The sequence below is a fragment of the Bradyrhizobium sp. McL0615 genome (assembly GCF_049993905.1).
Classification (GTDB): Bacteria; Pseudomonadota; Alphaproteobacteria; order Rhizobiales; family Xanthobacteraceae; genus Bradyrhizobium.
On sequence record NZ_CP188254.1, the window covers coordinates 7844412 to 7863809 of the forward strand.

Annotated in this window: 17 protein-coding genes; 6 read left to right on the top strand and 11 right to left on the bottom strand. The window is 63.2% G+C overall.

Annotation, left to right across the window (positions count from 1 at the left end; translation table 11 throughout):
• The first annotated feature begins 120 nt into the window (after positions 1-120).
• The 3 genes from groL (at position 121) to ACPPVP_RS37785 (ending at position 3960) form a co-directional block, all read left to right on the top strand.
• Entirely contained in the window at positions 121-1767 is a 1647-nt protein-coding gene (groL, locus tag ACPPVP_RS37775) for a chaperonin GroEL (protein WP_426528614.1), read from the top strand.
• 173 nt (positions 1768-1940) lie between these two features.
• Complete coding sequence (locus tag ACPPVP_RS37780; protein WP_426528615.1) at positions 1941-3140, top strand: hypothetical protein; 1200 nt, start codon at positions 1941-1943, stop codon at positions 3138-3140.
• A gap of 145 nt (positions 3141-3285) precedes the next feature.
• On the top strand, positions 3286-3960 hold the full coding sequence (locus tag ACPPVP_RS37785; protein WP_426528616.1) for a hypothetical protein: 675 nt from the start codon (positions 3286-3288) through the stop codon (positions 3958-3960).
• 69 nt (positions 3961-4029) lie between these two features.
• On the opposite strand, the gene ACPPVP_RS37790 is transcribed toward ACPPVP_RS37785, so the two are convergent.
• Entirely contained in the window at positions 4030-4500 is a 471-nt protein-coding gene (locus ACPPVP_RS37790; RefSeq protein WP_426528617.1) for a GNAT family N-acetyltransferase, read from the bottom strand.
• A gap of 23 nt (positions 4501-4523) precedes the next feature.
• Entirely contained in the window at positions 4524-4940 is a 417-nt protein-coding gene (locus tag ACPPVP_RS37795) for an META domain-containing protein (protein ID WP_426528618.1), read from the bottom strand.
• A gap of 204 nt (positions 4941-5144) precedes the next feature.
• Between ACPPVP_RS37795 and ACPPVP_RS37800 the strand changes: the two genes are divergently transcribed.
• Positions 5145-6599, top strand: a complete 1455-nt coding sequence (locus ACPPVP_RS37800; RefSeq protein ID WP_426528619.1) for an acetamidase/formamidase family protein — start codon at positions 5145-5147, stop codon at positions 6597-6599.
• A 75-nt stretch (positions 6600-6674) separates the two neighbouring features.
• On the opposite strand, the gene ACPPVP_RS37805 is transcribed toward ACPPVP_RS37800, so the two are convergent.
• Complete coding sequence (locus ACPPVP_RS37805) at positions 6675-8339, bottom strand: L-lactate permease (protein WP_426528620.1); 1665 nt, start codon at positions 8337-8339, stop codon at positions 6675-6677.
• A 287-nt stretch (positions 8340-8626) separates the two neighbouring features.
• Between ACPPVP_RS37805 and ACPPVP_RS37810 the strand changes: the two genes are divergently transcribed.
• Positions 8627-10369, top strand: a complete 1743-nt coding sequence (locus ACPPVP_RS37810; RefSeq protein WP_426528621.1) for an ABC transporter ATP-binding protein/permease — start codon at positions 8627-8629, stop codon at positions 10367-10369.
• A 9-nt stretch (positions 10370-10378) separates the two neighbouring features.
• Here ACPPVP_RS37810 and ACPPVP_RS37815 read toward each other — a convergent pair whose 3' ends face one another.
• The 7 genes from ACPPVP_RS37815 to ACPPVP_RS37845 all read right to left on the bottom strand — a co-directional run bounded on the left by ACPPVP_RS37815 (position 10379) and on the right by ACPPVP_RS37845 (position 18256).
• Positions 10379-10891 carry an HPP family protein gene (locus ACPPVP_RS37815; protein WP_426528622.1) on the bottom strand — a complete coding sequence of 171 codons (513 nt, stop codon included), beginning with the start codon at positions 10889-10891 and terminating at the stop codon, positions 10379-10381.
• Positions 10892-10958: 67 nt separating this feature from the next.
• A complete protein-coding gene (locus tag ACPPVP_RS37820; RefSeq protein ID WP_426528623.1) occupies positions 10959-11972 on the bottom strand; it encodes a TorF family putative porin in 1014 nt (337 codons plus the stop codon).
• 432 nt (positions 11973-12404) lie between these two features.
• Positions 12405-12761 carry a hypothetical protein gene (locus ACPPVP_RS37825; RefSeq protein ID WP_426528624.1) on the bottom strand — a complete coding sequence of 119 codons (357 nt, stop codon included), beginning with the start codon at positions 12759-12761 and terminating at the stop codon, positions 12405-12407.
• A gap of 233 nt (positions 12762-12994) precedes the next feature.
• The gene (gene glcF, locus ACPPVP_RS37830) at positions 12995-14308 is read right to left on the bottom strand and encodes a glycolate oxidase subunit GlcF (protein WP_426528625.1); all 1314 of its coding nucleotides are present in this window, start codon (positions 14306-14308) and stop codon (positions 12995-12997) included.
• The gene (locus ACPPVP_RS37835) at positions 14305-15543 is read right to left on the bottom strand and encodes an FAD-binding protein (protein ID WP_426528626.1); all 1239 of its coding nucleotides are present in this window, start codon (positions 15541-15543) and stop codon (positions 14305-14307) included. Before ACPPVP_RS37835 ends, glcF begins: the two co-directional genes overlap by 4 nt.
• Before the next feature lie 11 nt (positions 15544-15554).
• Positions 15555-16730, bottom strand: a complete 1176-nt coding sequence (locus tag ACPPVP_RS37840; RefSeq protein WP_426528627.1) for an acyltransferase family protein — start codon at positions 16728-16730, stop codon at positions 15555-15557.
• Positions 16731-16762: 32 nt separating this feature from the next.
• On the bottom strand, positions 16763-18256 hold the full coding sequence (locus ACPPVP_RS37845) for an FAD-linked oxidase C-terminal domain-containing protein (RefSeq protein WP_426528628.1): 1494 nt from the start codon (positions 18254-18256) through the stop codon (positions 16763-16765).
• 230 nt (positions 18257-18486) lie between these two features.
• On the opposite strand from ACPPVP_RS37845, the gene cycA reads away from it, so the two are divergent.
• Positions 18487-18879, top strand: a complete 393-nt coding sequence (gene cycA / locus ACPPVP_RS37850; protein ID WP_426528629.1) for a cytochrome c-550 CycA — start codon at positions 18487-18489, stop codon at positions 18877-18879.
• 57 nt (positions 18880-18936) lie between these two features.
• On the opposite strand, the gene ACPPVP_RS37855 is transcribed toward cycA, so the two are convergent.
• Positions 18937-19230, bottom strand: a complete 294-nt coding sequence (locus tag ACPPVP_RS37855; RefSeq protein WP_426528630.1) for an antibiotic biosynthesis monooxygenase — start codon at positions 19228-19230, stop codon at positions 18937-18939.
• Positions 19231-19398 lie beyond the last annotated feature (168 nt).

The window sequence follows — 19398 nt, forward strand, 5'->3', positions numbered from 1 at the left end:
ATACCCCTCACCCGTCCACGATGCTTCGCATCGCGGCCACCCTCTCCCACAAGGGGAGAGGGGAAGAGACCGGGCCGTAACAGCGATCAACCGTTTCCATTCATTCAGGAGTAACTTCACATGGCTGCCAAAGACGTTAAATTTTCCGGCGACGCCCGCGACCGCATGCTGCGCGGCGTCGACGTCCTCGCCAACGCGGTGAAGGTGACGCTCGGTCCGAAGGGCCGCAACGTCGTGATCGAAAAGAGTTTCGGGGCACCCCGCATCACCAAGGACGGCGTCACCGTCGCCAAGGAAATCGAACTCGAAGACAAGTTCGAGAACATGGGCGCGCAGATGCTGCGCGAAGTCGCCTCCAAGACCAACGACACCGCCGGCGACGGCACCACCACCGCTACCGTGCTGGCGCAGGCGATCGTGCGTGAAGGCGCCAAGTCGGTCGCCGCCGGCATGAACCCGATGGACCTCAAGCGCGGCATCGACATCGCGGTCCACGCCGTCGTCAAGGACATCGAAAAGCGCGCCAAGCCGGTCGCCTCCTCCGCAGAGGTCGCCCAGGTCGGCACCATCTCGGCCAATGGCGATGCCGCCATCGGCAAGATGATCGCGCAGGCGATGCAGAAGGTCGGCAATGAAGGCGTCATCACGGTCGAGGAGAACAAGTCGCTCGATACCGAGGTCGACATCGTCGAGGGCATGAAGTTCGACCGCGGCTACCTGTCGCCCTACTTCATCACCAACGCCGAAAAGATGACCGCCGAGCTGGAAGACGTCTACGTGCTGCTGCACGAGAAGAAGCTGTCCGGCCTGCAGTCGATGCTGCCGGTGCTGGAAGCCGTGGTGCAGTCCGGCCGCCCGCTGTTGATCATCGCCGAGGACGTCGAGGGCGAGGCTCTGGCGACGCTGGTGGTCAACCGCCTGCGCGGCGGGTTGAAGGTCGCCGCCGTCAAGGCGCCGGGCTTCGGCGATCGCCGCAAGGCCATGCTGGAAGACATCGCGATCCTGACCGGCGGTCAGCTGATCTCCGATGAACTCGGCATGAAGCTCGAAAGCGTCACCGTCAACATGCTCGGCCGCGCCGGCAAGGTGGTGATCGACAAGGAGAACACCACGATCGTCAAGGGCGCCGGCAAGAAGAAGGACATCGAAGCCCGCGTCACGCAGATCAAGGCGCAGATCGAGGAAACCACCTCGGACTACGACCGCGAGAAGCTGCAGGAGCGCCTTGCGAAACTGGCCGGCGGCGTCGCCGTGATCCGCGTCGGCGGTGCGACCGAAGTCGAGGTCAAGGAAAAGAAGGACCGCGTCGAGGACGCTCTCAACGCGACGCGTGCGGCCGTGCAGGAAGGCATCGTGCCGGGCGGCGGCGTGGCGCTGCTGCGCGCCAAGAAGGCCGTCGGCCGTATCCCCAACGACAATTCCGACGTCCAGGCCGGTATCAACATCGTGCTGAAGGCGCTGGAAGCTCCGGTCCGTCAGATCTCGGAAAACGCCGGTGTCGAGGGCTCGATCGTGGTTGGCAAGATCCTCGAGAACAAGTCCGAGACCTTCGGCTTCGACGCCCAGACCGAGCAATATGTCGACATGGTCGAGAAGGGCATCATCGACCCGGCCAAGGTGGTGCGTACCGCCCTGCAGGATGCTTCGTCGGTCGCAGGCCTTCTGGTGACCACCGAAGCCATGGTCGCGGAACTGCCGAAGGAGCCGGCAGCCCCGATGCCCGGCGGTGGCGGCGGCATGGGTGGAATGGGCGGCATGGGCTTCTAAAAGCCCGGTTTTCCCAATCAATCAGTCGAAGGCCGCCTCCGGGCGGCCTTCTTTTTTGGCTTTTTTTGCAATGAAGCGCACCCGATAGGTTCGGGACATGCTTGGCTCGAAAACACTGCCGGGGTTTGCTACTTACGACCCCTGCCCATTCCATTCGTTTCAGGGAAATTCATATGCGCGCGCGCTTCCTTCTCCTGCTCGGTCTGATCACGGTCTCCCCGAGCCTCGCTTTCGCCCAGATGAAGCTTCCCTCCAAGACGGCGCCGGGCGCGGCCGAGACACGCTATTTCACCGCGATCGACGGCCTGATGGACGGCAACGCCGACGTCATCCTGAAGGAAACCCGGCAGGGCAAGACCGTCACCGCGGCGACCCTCGACGTCTGCTACCCCGCCACAAAAGGTTCCGACCGCAAGGACCGCTTTGTCGCCAATCTCACCGTCAACGGTCAGAACCTGACCGGCACCGCGCAGAGCCTCGGCGACAAGCTGCCGGTCACCGTCAGGCTGGCCCGCAAGCCAACCGGCGACACGTTCGAATTCCGCGGCCAGATCACGATTGGCCAGGCCGTGACCGAAGTGACCTCGACCGACAATTCCGATCTCAGCGAGAAGGAGTTTTTGGACAACCAGACCAGCGACGACGGCATTACCCCGGCGCCGAAGGATTTTACCGAGGTTTCGCCGGAGGCGTTCGGCGTGCGGGTCAAGCTCGACGCCGCGCTCGATTTCCTCAAGAGCCTGAAGGGCGAGGCCGTCGAGGTCGGGCTGTCGAGTCTTTCGATCTCCTGCGATGCGCTGCGCGCCGGCGAGCAGACCATCAACCTCACGGCCGATCCGGAGCGCACTGCGGCACTGATCGCGAAGGCCAAATCGATGCCGGGCGTGGTCGCGGCGGGATGGACCAGCGGCAGCGTCGAGATGGACCGCACCATCCGCTTTGCTGCGGCTGAATGGCGCGACGGCGACAAGATCAACAAGGACAAGATCGCATCGGCGATATCAGCCGTGCTCTCCAGGACGCTCGCCGCCAAGGCGTCAGGCAGCGAATGGGACGCCAATACCGGAAAGCTGACATTGACCTTGAAGCGGCCGAGCCCGGTCTATCCGCCGCTCGGCCTCACCGAAAGCGTCGAGGTCACCGCGCTGGTCTCGCCGGACAAACCGGGCGCGTCGGACAGGCTGATGCTGTGGATCTCCAGCCCGGTTATCACCACAGCGGATGAAGGCACCGGTGCGAAGCTGAACCTGTCGGAAGAATCCACTGGCGACGAGGAAGGTGGCGAGCCGAAGGATGACAATGGCTCGGTCGAGGCCTTGGCGAAAGAGTTCAAGGGCCAGCGCTGGGATGCGGACAAGAGCATGTGGAAGTGATCCGCGTGCCGCTGAACATGTAACGGATGAGACGCTGCTCTCCCGCCGCAGACCGGCGCGCAATGATCTGGCGCCGGGCCTTGATTGTTAAGATTCGATTCAGCTTAGAGGGACATCATCGGTTCTCCGAAACGAGAGCCACGCCATGCAAGACCGCGAGCCGGGTACCTTTGAAATTTGGTCGGGGCATGTGGTTCGCCGCCAGCGGCTGCAGCAGTCCGCGCACCTGTGGAGTTTCCTGAAGGCCGATCGCGACGCGGTATTGGTGGTGCGGGAGCCATTTGGCGATCGGGCACGCGCCGCTGTGCTGGTCACCGCGGCGGTAATAGCCAGCTTTGGACTGGGTTGGGCCGGCGGCTTGAATTGGCCGCAGTTCGCAACCGAACTCGGTCTTGTGACCGTTGCGCAGAAAGAAACGCCCTCGCCGCGAATTGCTGAAGTACGATCGAGCGGCAGGATTGAGGGCCCGCGAAAGACGGCATCCGCGTCCGATTCACCCGCCATCGTCGGAAGCATTCCCAAGCCACCCGCCCTGTTGCCGAGCGGTGCACGACCGGTTTCCCAGGCTAATGCCGGCCCTTCCGCTGCGATCGCGATGCGCCAGCCCCTGGTGGCGGCGCCGGAAACAAAGCCGGCGACGATTCCCGGCTGGACGGTTGTCGACGTTCGGGACGGCACCGCCGTTCTCGAAGGTCCCGACGGGATTCGGATGGCCGCACGCGGCGACAGCATTCCCGGAGTAGGACGCGTGGAGTCCATCGTGCGCTGGGGCAGCCGCTGGGTCATTGCCACCGCCGGCGGATTGATTGCGACGCCGTAAGCTCGCGGAAACGAGGCCGCGCGGTTTGCGCTGCCGGTGGTCAATGCGCGTTGGCGCGAAATGCCGCGCTCAGGGCCGCAGGCGCTTGGTCATGAACAGGCTGAGCGGGTCAGGCGTGTAAGTGCCGAACGGCGGACAGTCGCGATAGCCGGACGCGCGATAGAGTTCGATGGCTTCGGGCTGCTTGATTCCTGTCTCCAGACTGATGCGATCGACGTTCCGCTGGCGCGCCGCCTCTTCCAGCGCCTCCAGCAAACGCCGCCCTACCCCGTTTCCACGGGCTTGCGTACGCACGAACATACGCTTTATTTCGGCATGTCCGGGCGCGATGATCCGAAATGCGATCGATCCGAGAAGTTCTCCGTTACGGCGCGCGACGAGAAAGAGCGCGTCGGATGCCGCGAGCGCGTCGACGTCCACGAGGTGATTGCTTTCGGATGGATACAGCGCCTGCAGGTACGCGCCCGATTCGGCGATGATGCGCCGCACGTCCGCCTGCCGCGGGTCTTCGGCCCCTATGCTGATCTCAGGCTTGCTCATCCCCGGCCATTCTTCACACCCGGCTAGTTCGTGTTGATGCGAAACCGCAGCGTCTTCGCGCCGACGAACGAAACGAATTCGCCCTGCCGCTTCCAGGTGCCCGCGTCGGTCAGCGCCGCGATCAACTCGTCATCGGCCTGCGCCCGGTCCGGCGGACAAGGCCGATTTTCCATCGCGCCGGCGACGAAGATCACGGTGTTGCCCGCCACCGAAAACTGGCCCTTGCCGCCCTTGCACCAGAGCTCGAGAACCACCTCGCCGGCCTCGCCGATCTCCAGATTGGGGATCCGCTTCGATCCTGGCATGCGGTTCACGTCGAGCTGCATCTGCGTTTCGAAGGGAAAACCGTCATCGGCCCGGGCCGGGGTGAAATGCAGGGCGGTGGCGATCAGCAGGAGCGAAGCGGCGCCTGCCCGAGACATATGTGCGAACGAAACCATGCGACCTCTCGAATACCAGACCTACCGCGCCGCGCGCCGTTCTATTGGACAACGACGTGATTGGCTAGGGCGCAAGGCTGAATCAATAGGCAAGGAAGCTATTTTTCGTTCACGTCGTGCTGCAGCAACGCTTTGACAGTTGAGAACAACCGAGATGGAATCAGGCGTGCGCCTCAATGCGCTTTCAAATCGGGGAGAGACACCATGTGTGCGGGTGACGACAAGAACTGTCCGGATTTTGAATTGCACCACCGCAGCTTCAAGGAAACGCTTGATCGGGAACGTCGATCGTTCCTGAGGTCCGGCTTCGCCGCGGCCGGGGGCGTCGCCGCGATGACCGCGGGCGGCATTTCCCTGGTGACGCCGCAGATGGCGGCTGCGGCCGAAAAGAATCAACCCGCCAAGCGCTCCTATCATCATTTGCCGGCGAATGCCGACACCGTGCATTGGGGCTATTTCAGCAAGAAACTGAAACCGCAGGTCGAGATCGATTCCGGCGACTTCATCACCATCGAGGCGTTGACCCACCATGCCAATGACGACGCCGAGCGCATGGTGAAAGGCGATCCCGGCGCCGAAAGCGTGTTCCTGTGGACCAAGGAGAAGAAGGGCGTCAACCGCCGCGGCGCAGGGCCGATGGACGCCTCGCTGTTCGGGCGCGGCGCCGGCGAGGGCCTTGGCGTGCACATCTGCACGGGCCCCGTCTACGTGCGCGGCGCCCAGGAGGGCGACGTGATCGAGCTGCGCATCATCGACGTCGCGCCGCGGCCATGCGCCAATCCGCAATATCGTGGAAAGACTTTCGGCAGCAACGCCGCGGCCTGGTGGGGTTTCCATTACAAGGATCTGTTGACCGAACCCAAGCCGCGCGAGGTGATCACGATCTACGAGGTCGACGCGTCAGGCGAACGCAACTGGGCGAAAGCCGTGTACAATTTCCAATGGACTCCACAGACCGATCCTTCGGGCGTGGTGCACAAAACCATCGACTATCCCGGCGTTCCCGTCGATCACGCCACGATCAAGGAGAACCACGGCATCCTGAAGAATGTGCGGATTCCGATCCGTCCACATTTCGGGGTCATCGGCCTGGCGCCAAAGGAGGCCGATATCGTCGACTCCATTCCGCCGAGCTATACCGGCGGCAACATCGACAATTGGCGGATCGGCAAGGGTGCCACGATGTATTATCCGGTCGCAGTCGAAGGCGGCCTGCTTTCCGTTGGCGATCCGCACGCGTCGCAGGGAGATTCCGAGCTGTGCGGCACGGCCATCGAAAGCTCGCTGAACGGCACCTTCCAGATCATTCTGCACAAGAAAGCCGATCTCGTTGGGACCGCGCTCGAAGCGCTCGACTATCCGATGCTGGAAACCAGGGATGAGTGGCTGGTGCACGGCTTCAGCTTCGCCAACTATCTCACCGAACTGGGAGACAAGGCGCAGTCGGACATCTACTCGAAATCGTCGGTTGACCTCGCTTTGCGCGATGCGTTCCGCAAGATGCGCAAATTTCTGATGACGACCAAGAAGCTGACGGAAGATGAGGCGATCTCTTTAATTACCGTTGGCGTCGACTTCGGCATCACCCAGGTGGTTGATGGAAATTGGGGCGTCCATGCGGTCATCAAGAAGGATATCTTCGCCGGTGGCGAGACCTGACCGAATCCCGTGCCTATGAAAAATCCCCGCGGCGCCGGCCGCGGGGATTGTTGGCGGATCGCTTTAATCGCGACCTTATTTCAAGACCATCGCCGTAAACGGGTAGACGTAAGCCTGCAACATAACGAAGAGGCCGACGAGACAGGCCAGCGCGATCGAGTGCTTGAACACGAAGCGCAGGATCGTGCTTTCGTGTCCGTACCAGTTGGTCGCGGTGGAGGCGACCACGATCGATTGCGCGTCGATCATCTTGCCCATCACGCCACCGGAGGAGTTGGCGGCAGCCATCAGCACCGGAGACAGGCCGAGTTGTTCGGAGGTAATCTTCTGCAGATTACCGAACAGGATGTTCGACGCCGTATCCGATCCCGTCAACGCCACGCCGAGCCAGCCGAGCAGCGTCCCGAAGAAGGGATAGAGCACGCCGGTTGCAGCGAAGGCGAGACCGAGTGTCGCATCGACGCCCGAGAGCCGCGTCAACGTGCCGATCGCCAGCATCGCCGAGATCGTGATCAGCGAGATCGCGCACAGCCTGATGGTTCGGCCATATTCCCCGATCATCCTGGCCGGACTGAAGCCCGCCAGCAGGCCGGAAACGATCGCGGCAATCAACATGCCCGTGCCGGTGAACGACAGGTAGGTGAACGCGAACACCGCCCCTTCCGGTGTCGGCTTGGCCGCCACCGGCGGCACCTTGTTGATCATGTTGTGCAGGTCGGGAACGGGATAATTCCAGGTGAAGATCGAGTTCGCCCAGGTCTTGAACCCGCCATTGCCCCAGACCAGCATCACGACGCAGACGATGATCCACGGCAACAACGCGCTCCAGAGCTGGCTCTGGGTCAGCGGCGTCTTGTCCATGGGTTTCGGCGCAGTCATGGTCGCCGCCGATTCATCGCGGCCGCGCAGCGCCGCCGACAGCCAGAGTGTCTTGGGTTGCCACACCCTGAGAAACAGGATCAGGCAGCCCATCGAGATCAGCGAGGCGCCGATATCGACGATCCAGGGGTTGATGTAGTTCGAGATCACGAATTGCGGGATCGCGAACGAAAGCCCAGTCACCAGAATGGCCGGCCAGACCTCCTTCATGCCCCGCCAGCCGGCGAAGGCCCAGACCACCCAGAACGGCACGATCAGCGAGAACACCGGCAATTGCCGGCCGACCATCGCGCCGAGGATATAGGGATCTAATCCCGTGACCGAGGCGAGACCCTGGATCGGCGTACCGAGCGCGCCATAGGCCACCGGCGCCGTATTGGCGATCAGCGACAGGCCGGAGGCGGCCAGCGGAGAGAAGCCGAGGCCGATCAGGACCGAGCCGGTGATGGCGACCGGCGTACCAAAGCCGGAAGCCCCCTCGAAGAACGCACCGAACGAAAACGCGATCAACAGCAGTTGCAGGCGCCGGTCCTCGGTGACGCCGCCGACCGCGCGTTTCAACAATTCGAATTGGCCGGTTGCAACCGTGAGCTGGTAGAGAAAGATGACGTTCAGCACGATCCAGCCGATCGGGAAGAACCCGGCAACAACGCCGAGCGCGGAGGCACGGATCGACATGCCCGCGGGCATGGTGAAGATGAAGATCGCTATCAGGTTGGTCAGGATCACCGCGACGATAGCGGCGATGTGCGCCTTGACCTTGCCGCTGGCGATCAGGACCAGCAGCGTCACCACAGGCACGGCGGCGGCGATCGTCGACAGCGCCGGGTTGTTGAGCGGATTGTAGATTTGATCCCACATTTGCGATTCTCCCAAATTGTTATTGGCGCACCCGCCGGCGTGGAGCAGCGGGGCGCATGTCGAGCGATTGCGGGGGCAAGCCTGCAAGGCGCGAGGTCGGCCTCGCCAACACTCACAACCTCGCGAAGTTCGATGGCTGCCGCCCGTCGCCGTCGCAGCCATGCTAGGGTCTAGCCTACCGCTGCGACAAGCCGCCGCAGTCGGCCAACTCCATAACCTTAGTAGTAGGCCCGCTGGTTCTTCCATCCTTTCAGGGCCTTAAGCCCTATTCCCGGAGACGGTGATCTGTGAAAAATATCCGCTCGACGCTCGCGACGGTGTGGCGCATCGCCGCCCCGTATTTCAATTCCGAGGACAAATGGGCCGGCCGCGGCCTGCTTGCCGCGGTGATCGCCATCGAGCTGGCGCTGGTCGGCAACGCCGTGCTGATCAATCTGTGGCGCGCCCGCTTCTACAATGCGCTGCAGGACAAGAACTGGGACAATTTCGTCCACGAAATGCTGGTGTTTTGTGTACTGGCCACGATCCTGGTCGCGCTGCAGGTCTATCAGCTCTATCTGAACCAGTGGCTCCAGATCCGCTGGCGCAGCTGGATGACCAAGAAATATCTCGGTGATTGGATGCATGACGCCAATCACTACCGCATGCAGCTACAGGGCGACGCCGCCGACAACCCCGACCAGCGCATGAGCGACGACGTCAAGCTGTTCGTCAGCCAGACGCTGACGCTGGGGGTGGGACTGCTCAGCTCGATCGTCTCGCTGGCGTCGTTTGTCGTCATCCTCTGGGGATTATCAGCGGCAGCACCGCTGGTGCTGTACGGCATCGATTTCACGATCCCCGGCTATCTGGTGTTGGCCGCGCTGATCTACGCCATCTTCGGCACCGCGTTGACGCAATGGATCGGCTCGCCGCTGGTCACCCTCGATTTCAACCAGCAGCGGCTGGAGGCGGACTTCCGCTTCAACCTCGTGCGTGTGCGCGAGAACTCCGAGCAGATCGCGCTGCTGAAGGGCGAGCCCGCCGAACGCCAGCGGCTGTCGGAGCGCTTTTCCCGCGTCATCGCCAACTGGTACGGCATCATGAGCCGCACCAAGCGGCTCACCGCCTTCACCCAGAGCTATGGACAGGCGGCGGTGATCATTCCCTTCGCGCTGGTCTCGCCCGCTTTTTTCGCCAACAAGATCCCGCTCGGTGCGCTGACCCAGACCGCGGAAGCCTTCGGCCAGGTGCAGGACGCTTTGTCCTTCTTCGTGTCAGCCTACCGCACCATGGCGGAATGGCGCGCGGTGGTCGCCCGTCTCGACGGGTTCGAGGGCGCGATTGCAAGCGCCGTCGCGCTGCCGACCGAACCCGGTTCGATCGGCATGGCCCAGACCACAACCGACGAGATCAGCCTGCAACAGCTTCTGGTGAACTTGCCCAATGGCAAACCGCTGGTTTCCGCCGACGGCTTCAGCCTTCGCGCCGGCGAACGCACGTTGCTGACCGGACCGTCGGGGTCCGGCAAGTCGACGCTGTTCCGCGCCGTCGCGGGCATCTGGCCGTTCGGCGACGGCGCGATCAACGTTCCCGCCAATGCATCCCTGATGATGCTGCCGCAACGGCCGTATTTCCCGATCGGATCGCTGCACGCGGCGATCGTCTATCCCGGCGAAACCGAAAGCTTCAACCCGACCCAGATGAGAGACGTGCTCGCCATGGTAGGCCTGCCGCAGCTTGGTCCGCGGCTGGACGAGGAAGCGCACTGGAATCGCATGCTGTCGCTGGGCGAGCAGCAGCGTCTCGGGCTGGCGCGCGCGCTGCTGCACAGACCGGACTATCTGTTCCTCGACGAGGCAACCGCCTCGCTCGACGAGCCATCGGAAGCCGCGCTTTACAGCCTGCTTGAGGAAAAGTTGCCGGACACCACCATCGTCTCGATCGGCCACCGCTCGACGCTGGACGCATTCCACCAGCGCAACATCAGCATGGTGCGCGACAACGATCGCTTCACGCTGAAGGACGGCAAGCTGGCGCCGGTACAGTAGGGCGCGGACTCATAGCCAACGCCGCGGCCATGGCTGGCGGCGCACCCCGCGGTGCCAGAGATAGGAGAACGCGGTCAAAAGCACCGCGCCGGCCAGCACCGGCGCCAGCAGGAACGTCGATGGCAGATTGCCCGATACCACCAGCAGCGGATTGATGCCCGCCGGCGGGTGAAAGGTACCGGTCACATACATCGCCAGAATCGAAAGTCCGACGGCCGCCGCCGCGGCCCAGGCATGCGGACCGGTCAGCTTCAGCACGGCGAGGCCGACCAGCGCCGATATCAGATGGCCGCCGATCAGGGCGCGCGGCTGCGCCGGCTCGACGTCCGGCGATCCGATCACCAACACGATCGAGGTCGCAAACGGGATCACCGCGAGCGGGTAATGCGCAGCGAACGAGAACAACTCCATGACGCCGATCGCAATCGCGCCGCCCAACCCTGCGACCGCGCCGGCCACGACGTTGCGGTGATCGTTGCGGGAGATCGCCTTCCGCAAGCTCCGCTGCCAATCCCGTTTCATCTGGTCCACCCAAAAGAAAGGGGGCGGCAGATCGCTCTGCCGCCCCCTTGTCTTCGACGAGAAGATCTTACTTCAGGTTGGTCATCGCGGTCAGGTCAGCCGAGAGCTTGACGATGCCAGCCGCGCCGCACCAGTTCGAGCCGACGCCCGACGGATTGATCGGGGTTACGAAGGTACCGAGGTTGGTTCCGTTGACGTTGCCACGGGCCGCGAAGTCGCTGGTGAAGGCGTTGCAATCACCCTTCGACAGGTTGGTGTCGGAGTAACGGAAGTCCAGCGTGAACACCTTGTAGGTGAAGCCGATGCCGATGTTCCAGGTGTTGTAGTCGGCATAGTTGATGCCGTTCGGGAACGCCGCAACGCCGTAGAAGGAGTCTGACGTGCCCAGCCACTGGCGGCCGAACTCACCCGACACGTACATGCCGATGCCGCTGGTGCCGAACCAGGTACTCGGCGCGATCGCCTTGCCGACGATCGAGGCGTAGGTGCCTTCGGCGCCGCTGTTGAGGAAGCTCGGCGTATAATAGATGTTGCCGCCCATCGAGAAGTTGTCGTTGAAGGTGTAGTTCACCTTGCCATACACTTCGAAGAAGCTGACATCCTTCTTCAGGACGTTGCCGTTGACCAGCCCATTGAGGGCACACTCGGCACCCTGAAACTTGCCACTGAAATCGATGCCGGGAGCGCCGAATTGGCAAGTTCCGCCCGGATACAGGTAGCCCCAGGCGCCGACGTCGAAGGCGAACTGGCCGACCGTCAGGCGCGCGCCGCCGTAAGCGTCGATTTCGGCTGCGGCACGGTTGGGAAAGGAAATGCTTGCGCCGCCGAGGCCGACATAGAGCTGGAAGTCCTTGGTGACGTTGTAGCGCGGCTCGAAATAGGCGCTGACCGACGGCTTGTGGTTGGACTGGGTGATGCCGCGGAAGATGTAGTCGTTGGTGATCGCGCTGCCGAAGGCGATGTCCCAGGGATCGAACGCAGCCGGAGGCGGAGCCTTGACAGCCTTGACGGCCATATCCGCAGCGAAAGCCGAACTCGATACCATTGCCAGCGCCGTTGCTAACAAAGCTACTTTCTTCATGACGATCCCCATTCCACCCTTATTGACAGTCCCGTTCCGGCGCCCCCCAAGGGCAAACGACAACCGACTGCGGCCAAATGTCTTAACGTGGTCACACAGTGGTCTGCGGTGGCATGATCGTGAAGCAAAAAAGGCAAGCATCTGCCGCCTTTTTAGGCGTTCTGACCCTTTCGATAAATGTTCTGCACGTGTGTTGCATTCTCACAACAATTTTTGGGGTTTTCGCGCCACCGGCACGGTATCGGGAACGGAAAAAGCAGCAGCGGCGACAAACCGGCGGAGACATTTTGCGAATCAACTTCCCCGTGAAAACACGGCTTCGATCGCCTCGGAAAGCCCTCACGAACCAAAGGATAGCGCGCACGAAAAAGGCCGCAACGCGGGACGCTGCGGCCTCTCGAAACACTGTACGCGGCGCGAAGCCGTGCGGTTCTATTCTTCGCCTTTGCCTGCCCCCTCCCATGAGGGTGCGGACGGTTCCGGGGTCGCCCAGCTCGGCGCCGGAGCGGGCTCCGGTTCTGCCGCCATTTCGGGCTCTGGCGCAGGAGCGGCGGGCTTGGCAGCCGCCTTCCTTTTCTTCGCCGGGCTCTTCTTTGCTGCCTTCTTCGGCGCGGCAGCCTTTGACTTCTTGGCCGCCTTCTTGGCGGATTTCTTAGCGCCCTTCTTTGCAGCTTTCTTCGCCGATTTCTTCGCGGCCTTCTTCGACGCCTTCTTGGCGGACTTCTTCTTCGCCACTACGGCCTTCTTGGCCTTTTTAGCCTTCTTGCCCTTCTTACTCTTCTTCGCCATCTGGTCCTCCTGTTGCGGCTGTCCATGCCTGTCGAGCGCTTCGAATAGTCCGTGGGCCAGATCGGGGCGGCACTTCTTCGAAGTGCCCTCCCGCTCCATCCCTTGTCCGGGGCGCTATCTCCGGGCGAACGCTTCGCGTTCGATCCCGAGGAAACCGGATGCCGATCCCGCCATCCACATGCGGGGCAGACGCTCCGGATCACGCCCTTAGGCCAATCGATCAATTCAATCCTTTAGAACGATCCAGGCTTTGGACCTCCTGTCGCCCAATCGAGAAGCTCAATCGTGTGCACCACAGGAACTGACGTACCGCCGGCAATTTGAACCATGCATCCAATATTGCCCGCAGCGATCATGTCCGGTTTGACTGTCGCAAGATTGGCGATCTTCCGATCGCGCAATCTGCTCGCAATGTCAGGCTGGAGAATGTTGTAGGTCCCCGCCGAACCGCAACACAAATGGCTCTCGGGCACATCTTTCACCACGAATCCATTCTTGGAAAGCAATTCTTTCGGAAGCCCCGTGATTTTCTGGCCGTGCTGCAGCGAACAAGCCGAGTGATAGGCCACGGTTACGTCGCCTTTCTGGCTCGATGGGATGAGGGTGAGGCCCGCGAGATACTCGGTGATATCCTTTGCCAGCGCGGAGATCTGCGCCGCGGGGCCAGCGAAATCGCGGTCCTCGCGCAGCATGAAACCATAGTCCTTGATGACCGTGCCGCAGCCCGATGCCGTGATCAGGATGGCGTCGAGGCCGCCTCGTTCAGCCTCCTTTTGCCACACACTGATGTTGGCGCGTGCCCGCGCCAGCGCGTCGCCGTCCTGCCCGAGATGGTGGGTGAGCGCGCCGCAGCATTGCTCGTCCCTGACGAGGACGACCTCGATGCCATGGCGGGTCAGCAGGTTGATGGCGGCCTGGTTGATGCGCGGCGCCAGCACCTGCTGGGCGCAGCCCTGCAGCAGCGCGACCCGCCCGCGCCGCTCGCCCATGGCCGCAAAGACGCTGCCGCCCGCGGGTCCCAGTGCCGGCAGGCGCTTCGGCGCCAGCGCCAGCATGGCCTTGATTCGGCGCAACAGGCCGGGAGTTGCCGCCGCACTTGAGGCCGGCAGCAGGGCCGCAAACGGCCGGGCGAGCCGCGCCATAATCATGCCGGCACGAAACAGCTTTGGCCGCGGCAGCACCAGCGCCAGCACCGCGCGCAAGGCCCGCTCCGCCAGCGGCCGCGAATAGTCGCGCTCGATCCGGACCCGCGCCTGATCGACCAGGTGCATGTAGTGCACGCCCGACGGACAGGTGGTCATGCAGGCAAGGCAGGACAGGCAGCGGTCGATATGCTTGACCACCTCCGCGGTCGGCGGCTTGTCCTTTTCCAGCATCTCCTTGATCAGATAGATGCGCCCGCGCGGGCTATCGAGCTCGTCGCCGAGCAGCACATAGGTCGGACAAGTCGCGGTGCAGAAGCCGCAATGCACGCAGGCGCGCAGGATCTTGTCGGCTTCGGCGATATCAGGGTTGGCGAGTTGAGCGAGCGAGAATTCGGTTTTCATGTCGCAGTCCTGCGCAGCATCCGGCCGCGGTTGAGGACGACCTTGGGATCGAAGCTGTGGCGCACGCGCTCGCTCAGGGCGGCGAGCCCGCCGGCCTGCGGATGGAAGACGTCGACATTTCGCCTGACCTGCTCGGACGCCCGGATCAGCGCGGCGTGGCCGCCCGCGGCGTCGACCCGCGCGCGGACTAACGCTGCTTGCGCGTCCGGCTTCGACGGCATCGCCGCCCAGATCAGGCCGCCGCCCCAATCGTAGATCACGTCGCCTTCGGACTCGCGCGCCAGCACCTGGCCAAGCGCGCCACCCGAGGCCGGCGGGCAGACGATCCGCCATACCGGCCACAGCCCGCGCGCGCCGCTGGCGGCGAACGGCTCGACGTCGCGGATCTCTGCCCAGACCGCTGCCGAGGCGCCATCCTGCAGCATCTCCACCGCGCCGAATGCCGCCAGCGCCTTGCCGAGCGATCCGGCGCGGTCCGCCACCGAAGCCGCGATGCCCTCCAGCCGAAGCAGGGTCAGCGCCCGGCCCGTCGCCCCAAGGCGCGCCAGCGCCCCCGCCGCGGAGCCGAACACCGAACTCGGCAGATGCGCCGCGCCCGAGACGTCGTAGGGCGAGCCGAGCGCCGCGGTCATCGCCCGGTTCGCGGTCACGTCGTCGAGCCCGGAGAGCATCAGCGTCCGCTCGCTCTCGGGCTTCGGCATCACCTTCAGCGTCACTTCCGTCATGACCGCCAGCGTGCCCCACGACCCCGCCAGCAGCTTGCAGAGATCGTAGCCGGTGACGTTCTTCACCACCCTGCCCCCGGTCTTGAAACTGTCGCCAAAGCCGGACACCGCATGCGCGCCGAGCAGATGATCGCGCGCCCCGCCAGCCCTGATGCGGCGGGGACCGGCGAGGCCGGCGCCGATCATGCCGCCGATGGTGCCGTTGCCCGACACGCCCAGCAGGACGGAAGTGTCCATTGGCTCGAAGGCGAATTGCTGGTTCTTGGAATCGATCAGCGACTGCACGTCGGCGAGCGGGGCACCGGCCTGCACGGTGATGATCAGCTCGTTCGGCTCGTAGGCGGAGACGGCGTTCAATGCCGACACATCGAGCACGGCATTGGTCGCCATCGGATGGCCGATGGCGCGTCTGGTGCCATGGCCGATGATCTCGAGCGGCTGCTCGCTGGCGATCGCCGCGCGCACCACCTCTTCGACGTCCCTGGCGTCACGTACTCTTGGGGTATCCATCGACAATCACTCTAGACGATCGCACGCAGCGGCGATTTCTTCAGAACGAGCGCGGAGGCCGCGAAACTGCCGGCGGCCGCCAGCGCGGTCAAAAGCAGCGCCTTGGCAATGGCATTCAATGCGAGCGCGTGCAACAGGATGGCGGAGCCGATCAGGATCGGTGGGTGAATCAGATAGACGCCGAACGCATTCTCGGACAGCCATTTCGAAACCGGACCCTGCCAGTCGAAGCTACGCCGATAGACCGCCAGCACCAAAAGCCCCATCCCGACACAGACCAGCGCCTCCCACAGGCATTTGCCGGCGCTGACCCAGTTGAAGCCGCCGGAATATTGCTGTGTCTCGCCCTGGAGGCCGCCGCCGAACAGGATCAGGGCTGCGATCAGCGGGACCGAACCCGCAAGCGCCACAGCCCCAAAGCGGATGCAAAGGCGTTCGGGGAACCCGGTCATCCAGTTGCCGCGACAGCCGAGCGCGCCGGCGGCAAACATCAGGACATATTGCGGGAAGTCGGCGGGGTGGACGTTGAGGACCGAGGCCCCCTCGTCGACCGCGATACGGACCAGGAAAGTCGATGCGGCCATCACGATGACGAAGCCGGCCAAGCCGAGGCCAAGCGCTCGATCGTCACCCAGCGACACCTTGGGCTCGCTCCAGCCGCTCCGCCGGATCAGGCCGTAGACGATCGAGAATAGCAGCAGCGCCGCGCAAAACCACATCGGCCCGGTTTCCGACAGCCACTCGCCGTCCCTGACATGCTTGAGCCATTGATGGCCGAAACCACCGCTGCCCCAGGTCCATGACAGAAAATACTGCGTCAGCGGACCGATGACGAACATGTAGAGCAGGGTCGGCACACCAAGCCGCAGAAGGCGGTCGCGCACAAACGGCGCGAAGCCCTTGCGATCATAGGCAGCGGCCGAAAAATAGCCGGCGATGAAGAACAGTAGGGCCATGAAGAAGGCCTGCAGGAAACTCTGGTAGACGCCGAAAAACAGCGTCGTGCCGAGCCCGGTCGGGCGTCGGTCGACATAGTACCAATTGCCGAACGGGCTATAGGTGTCGCAGGCGTGCATGCTGAGCACGAGGATGATCATCGACCAGCGGACGTTGTCGATGAACAGCAGCCGCGGCGCGCGATGCGCATTCACTGTGGCGGCCGAAGTGCCGAGAGATGTGTCAGCCATCGCGCCCCACCCGGATCGGCATCCTCAAATCCTCAAAAGCGCGGGATGTCCGGAAACGCCAGCTTGCCGCCGTGCACATGGACGCGGCCGAGTTCGGCGCAGCGATGCAGCGTCGGAAACACTTTTCCGGGATTGAGCAGCCCCTGCGCGTCGAAGGCGCATTTCAGCCGCTGCTGCTGGTTGAGGTCTATTTCCGAAAACATCTCCGGCATCAGATCGCGCTTCTCGATGCCGACGCCATGTTCGCCGGTCAGCACGCCGCCGAACTCGACGCACGCGCGCAGGATGTCGGCGCCGAAAGCCTCCGCCCGTTCCATCTCGCCGGGCTGGTTGGCGTCATAGAGGATCAAGGGATGCAGATTGCCGTCGCCGGCGTGAAACACGTTGGCGACGCGCAGATCGTATTTCACCGAGAGGTCGCGGATCCGCGCCAGCGCCTTCGGCAGCGCGCCGCGCGGAATGGTGCCGTCCATGCAGAGATAGTCGGGCGAAATCCGGCCCACCGCCGGGAATGCCGCCTTGCGGCCGGCCCAGAACAGATTGCGCTCGGCCTCCGATGTCGAAATCTGGCACGTCGTCGAGCCGCAGCCTTGCGCGATCGCCTCGACGCGCTTGATCAGTTCGTCGACTTCCACACCCGGACCATCGAGTTCGATGATCAGGAGCGCCTCGACATCGAGCGGATAGCCGGCGTGAACAAAAGCTTCGGCGGCGTGGATCGCGGGCTTGTCCATCATCTCCATGCCACCCGGAATGATGCCATTGCCGATGATTCGCGCCACGCATTCGCCGGCCGCCTCGACCTCGGCAAAACCGACCATCAGGGCGCGGGCCGTCTCCGGCTTCTGCAGGATCCGCACCGTGATCTCGGTGATGACGCCGAGCAGCCCTTCCGAGCCGGTGATGATGCCCATCAAATCGTAGCCTGAGTTCTCCGCGGCCTTGCCGCCGATGCGCAGGATCTCGCCCGACATCAGCACGATCTCACAGCCGAGCACATTGTTGGTGGTCATGCCGTATTTCAGGCAATGCACTCCGCCGGAATTTTCCGCGACATTGCCGCCGATCGAGCAGGCGATCTGCGACGACGGATCCGGCGCGTAGTAGAAGCCGGCATGCGCCACCGCCTGGCTGATGGCGAGGTTGGTGACGCCGGGTTCGGTCACCACCACGCGGTTGTCGAAATCGATCTCGCGGATGCGCTTGAACTTGCCTAGGCCCAGCAGCACGCCGTCGGCCAGCGGCAGCGCGCCGCCTGACAGCGAGGTGCCGGAGCCGCGCGGCACCACCTTGATGCCCTGCTCGAAGCAGTATTTCAGGACTTTTGAGACCTGTTCCGTGGTGTCGGGCAGCACCACGACCATCGGCGGCTGGCGGTAGGCCATCAGGCCGTCGGACTCGTAGGGCAGCATTTCGGCCGCGCTGTCGATCACGCCCTCGCCCGGCACGATCGCGCGCAGCGCTGCGACGATGGCGTCACGACGACCCAGGACCGCCTGATCGGAAGCCGGCATCATGATGGCCATGCGTATCCTCGAAACTTCGCGAATGATCAATTTGTGGTGCCAAATCAAGCACGTCTATCAAGGTTTGGGTAGGCCATCCGAAGGTCGGATTGCGGTTCTGCAAATGATGAGTTCTCTCTCGGACAAGCCGACCATGGTCAAAACTGTCAAAGTTTCGTGGCTTGTCCATTCCAAGCGGGCCTGCCACAAGAAATCCGCCTCTCTCCCTGGGAAGAAACGAAGAGCACCACATGAAAACATCGACTTTGAGCGCGCTGGTTGTCGTTACCTCATTGGCCACCGCATCCAGCGCGCTGGCGCAGGACGCCGCCGCCGGCAAGACCTCGTTCAACAAATGCCTGGCCTGCCACGCGATCGGCGACGGCGCCAAGAACAAGGTCGGCCCCATACTGAACGGTCTCGACGGCCGCAAGTCCGGCACCGTCGAGGGCTATTCCTATTCCGACGCCAACAAGAATTCCGGTGTCACCTGGGGCAAGGATGTATTCCTCGAATACATCAAGGACCCGAAAGCGAAGATTCCCGGCACCAAGATGGTGTTCGCCGGCATCAAGAACGAGAATGAGGCCAACAACCTCTGGGCCTATGTTTCCTCGTTCGACAAGGACGGCAAGCAGAAGTGAGAGCTACGTTTCTTCACCCTCCCCTGGAGGGTGAAGAAAGCGCTCGCGGTCCCCTCATCAAGCCAGCGTGTGCACGATCACCGGCCCGGCCAACGCGGTCGCCGGTCCGGTCAACAGCGGCGCCAGATCGTGTTCGATCCATGCCAGCGCCCGCTTGTTGGATTCCTCGGCGGCCGCAAAATTGTTGAACAGGCTGATCGCGATCACGGTGTCGTCGGGCGCATAGACCACGTAATAGCCCATGAACCCGTCGACCCCGCTGATGACGGGAATTGCACCCTCCTTGATCCTGCGTGTGAGTTCTTCGGCCTTGCCGGCCTTGGCCTTGCCCTGACGAATGGCGGCGTACATGGCGCTCTCCCTCGAAGGTCGGCTGCCCGATATCGCAACTCTTGAGCTTCATTCACGGCGGGACGAGCAGCGCAATCCCGCGCCCATCGATCGTATCCCATTCGGAGCCGTCAGGCCACGTGCGGCGTCACCATCGTGCTGATCGCTCAAAACGAACGTCGGTGAGAG

Coding starts and splice junctions, on each gene's coding strand:
- groL (WP_426528614.1), top strand. CDS start 121: ATGGCTGCCAAAGACGTTAAATTTTCCGGCGACGCCCGCGACCGCATG.
- ACPPVP_RS37780 (WP_426528615.1), top strand. CDS start 1,941: ATGCGCGCGCGCTTCCTTCTCCTGCTCGGTCTGATCACGGTCTCCCCG.
- ACPPVP_RS37785 (WP_426528616.1), top strand. CDS start 3,286: ATGCAAGACCGCGAGCCGGGTACCTTTGAAATTTGGTCGGGGCATGTG.
- ACPPVP_RS37790 (WP_426528617.1), bottom strand. CDS start 4,500: ATGAGCAAGCCTGAGATCAGCATAGGGGCCGAAGACCCGCGGCAGGCG.
- ACPPVP_RS37795 (WP_426528618.1), bottom strand. CDS start 4,940: ATGGTTTCGTTCGCACATATGTCTCGGGCAGGCGCCGCTTCGCTCCTG.
- ACPPVP_RS37800 (WP_426528619.1), top strand. CDS start 5,145: ATGTGTGCGGGTGACGACAAGAACTGTCCGGATTTTGAATTGCACCAC.
- ACPPVP_RS37805 (WP_426528620.1), bottom strand. CDS start 8,339: ATGTGGGATCAAATCTACAATCCGCTCAACAACCCGGCGCTGTCGACG.
- ACPPVP_RS37815 (WP_426528622.1), bottom strand. CDS start 10,891: ATGAAACGGGATTGGCAGCGGAGCTTGCGGAAGGCGATCTCCCGCAAC.
- ACPPVP_RS37820 (WP_426528623.1), bottom strand. CDS start 11,972: ATGAAGAAAGTAGCTTTGTTAGCAACGGCGCTGGCAATGGTATCGAGT.
- ACPPVP_RS37825 (WP_426528624.1), bottom strand. CDS start 12,761: ATGGCGAAGAAGAGTAAGAAGGGCAAGAAGGCTAAAAAGGCCAAGAAG.
- glcF (WP_426528625.1), bottom strand. CDS start 14,308: ATGAAAACCGAATTCTCGCTCGCTCAACTCGCCAACCCTGATATCGCC.
- ACPPVP_RS37835 (WP_426528626.1), bottom strand. CDS start 15,543: ATGGATACCCCAAGAGTACGTGACGCCAGGGACGTCGAAGAGGTGGTG.
- ACPPVP_RS37840 (WP_426528627.1), bottom strand. CDS start 16,730: ATGGCTGACACATCTCTCGGCACTTCGGCCGCCACAGTGAATGCGCAT.
- ACPPVP_RS37845 (WP_426528628.1), bottom strand. CDS start 18,256: ATGGCCATCATGATGCCGGCTTCCGATCAGGCGGTCCTGGGTCGTCGT.
- cycA (WP_426528629.1), top strand. CDS start 18,487: ATGAAAACATCGACTTTGAGCGCGCTGGTTGTCGTTACCTCATTGGCC.
- ACPPVP_RS37855 (WP_426528630.1), bottom strand. CDS start 19,230: ATGTACGCCGCCATTCGTCAGGGCAAGGCCAAGGCCGGCAAGGCCGAA.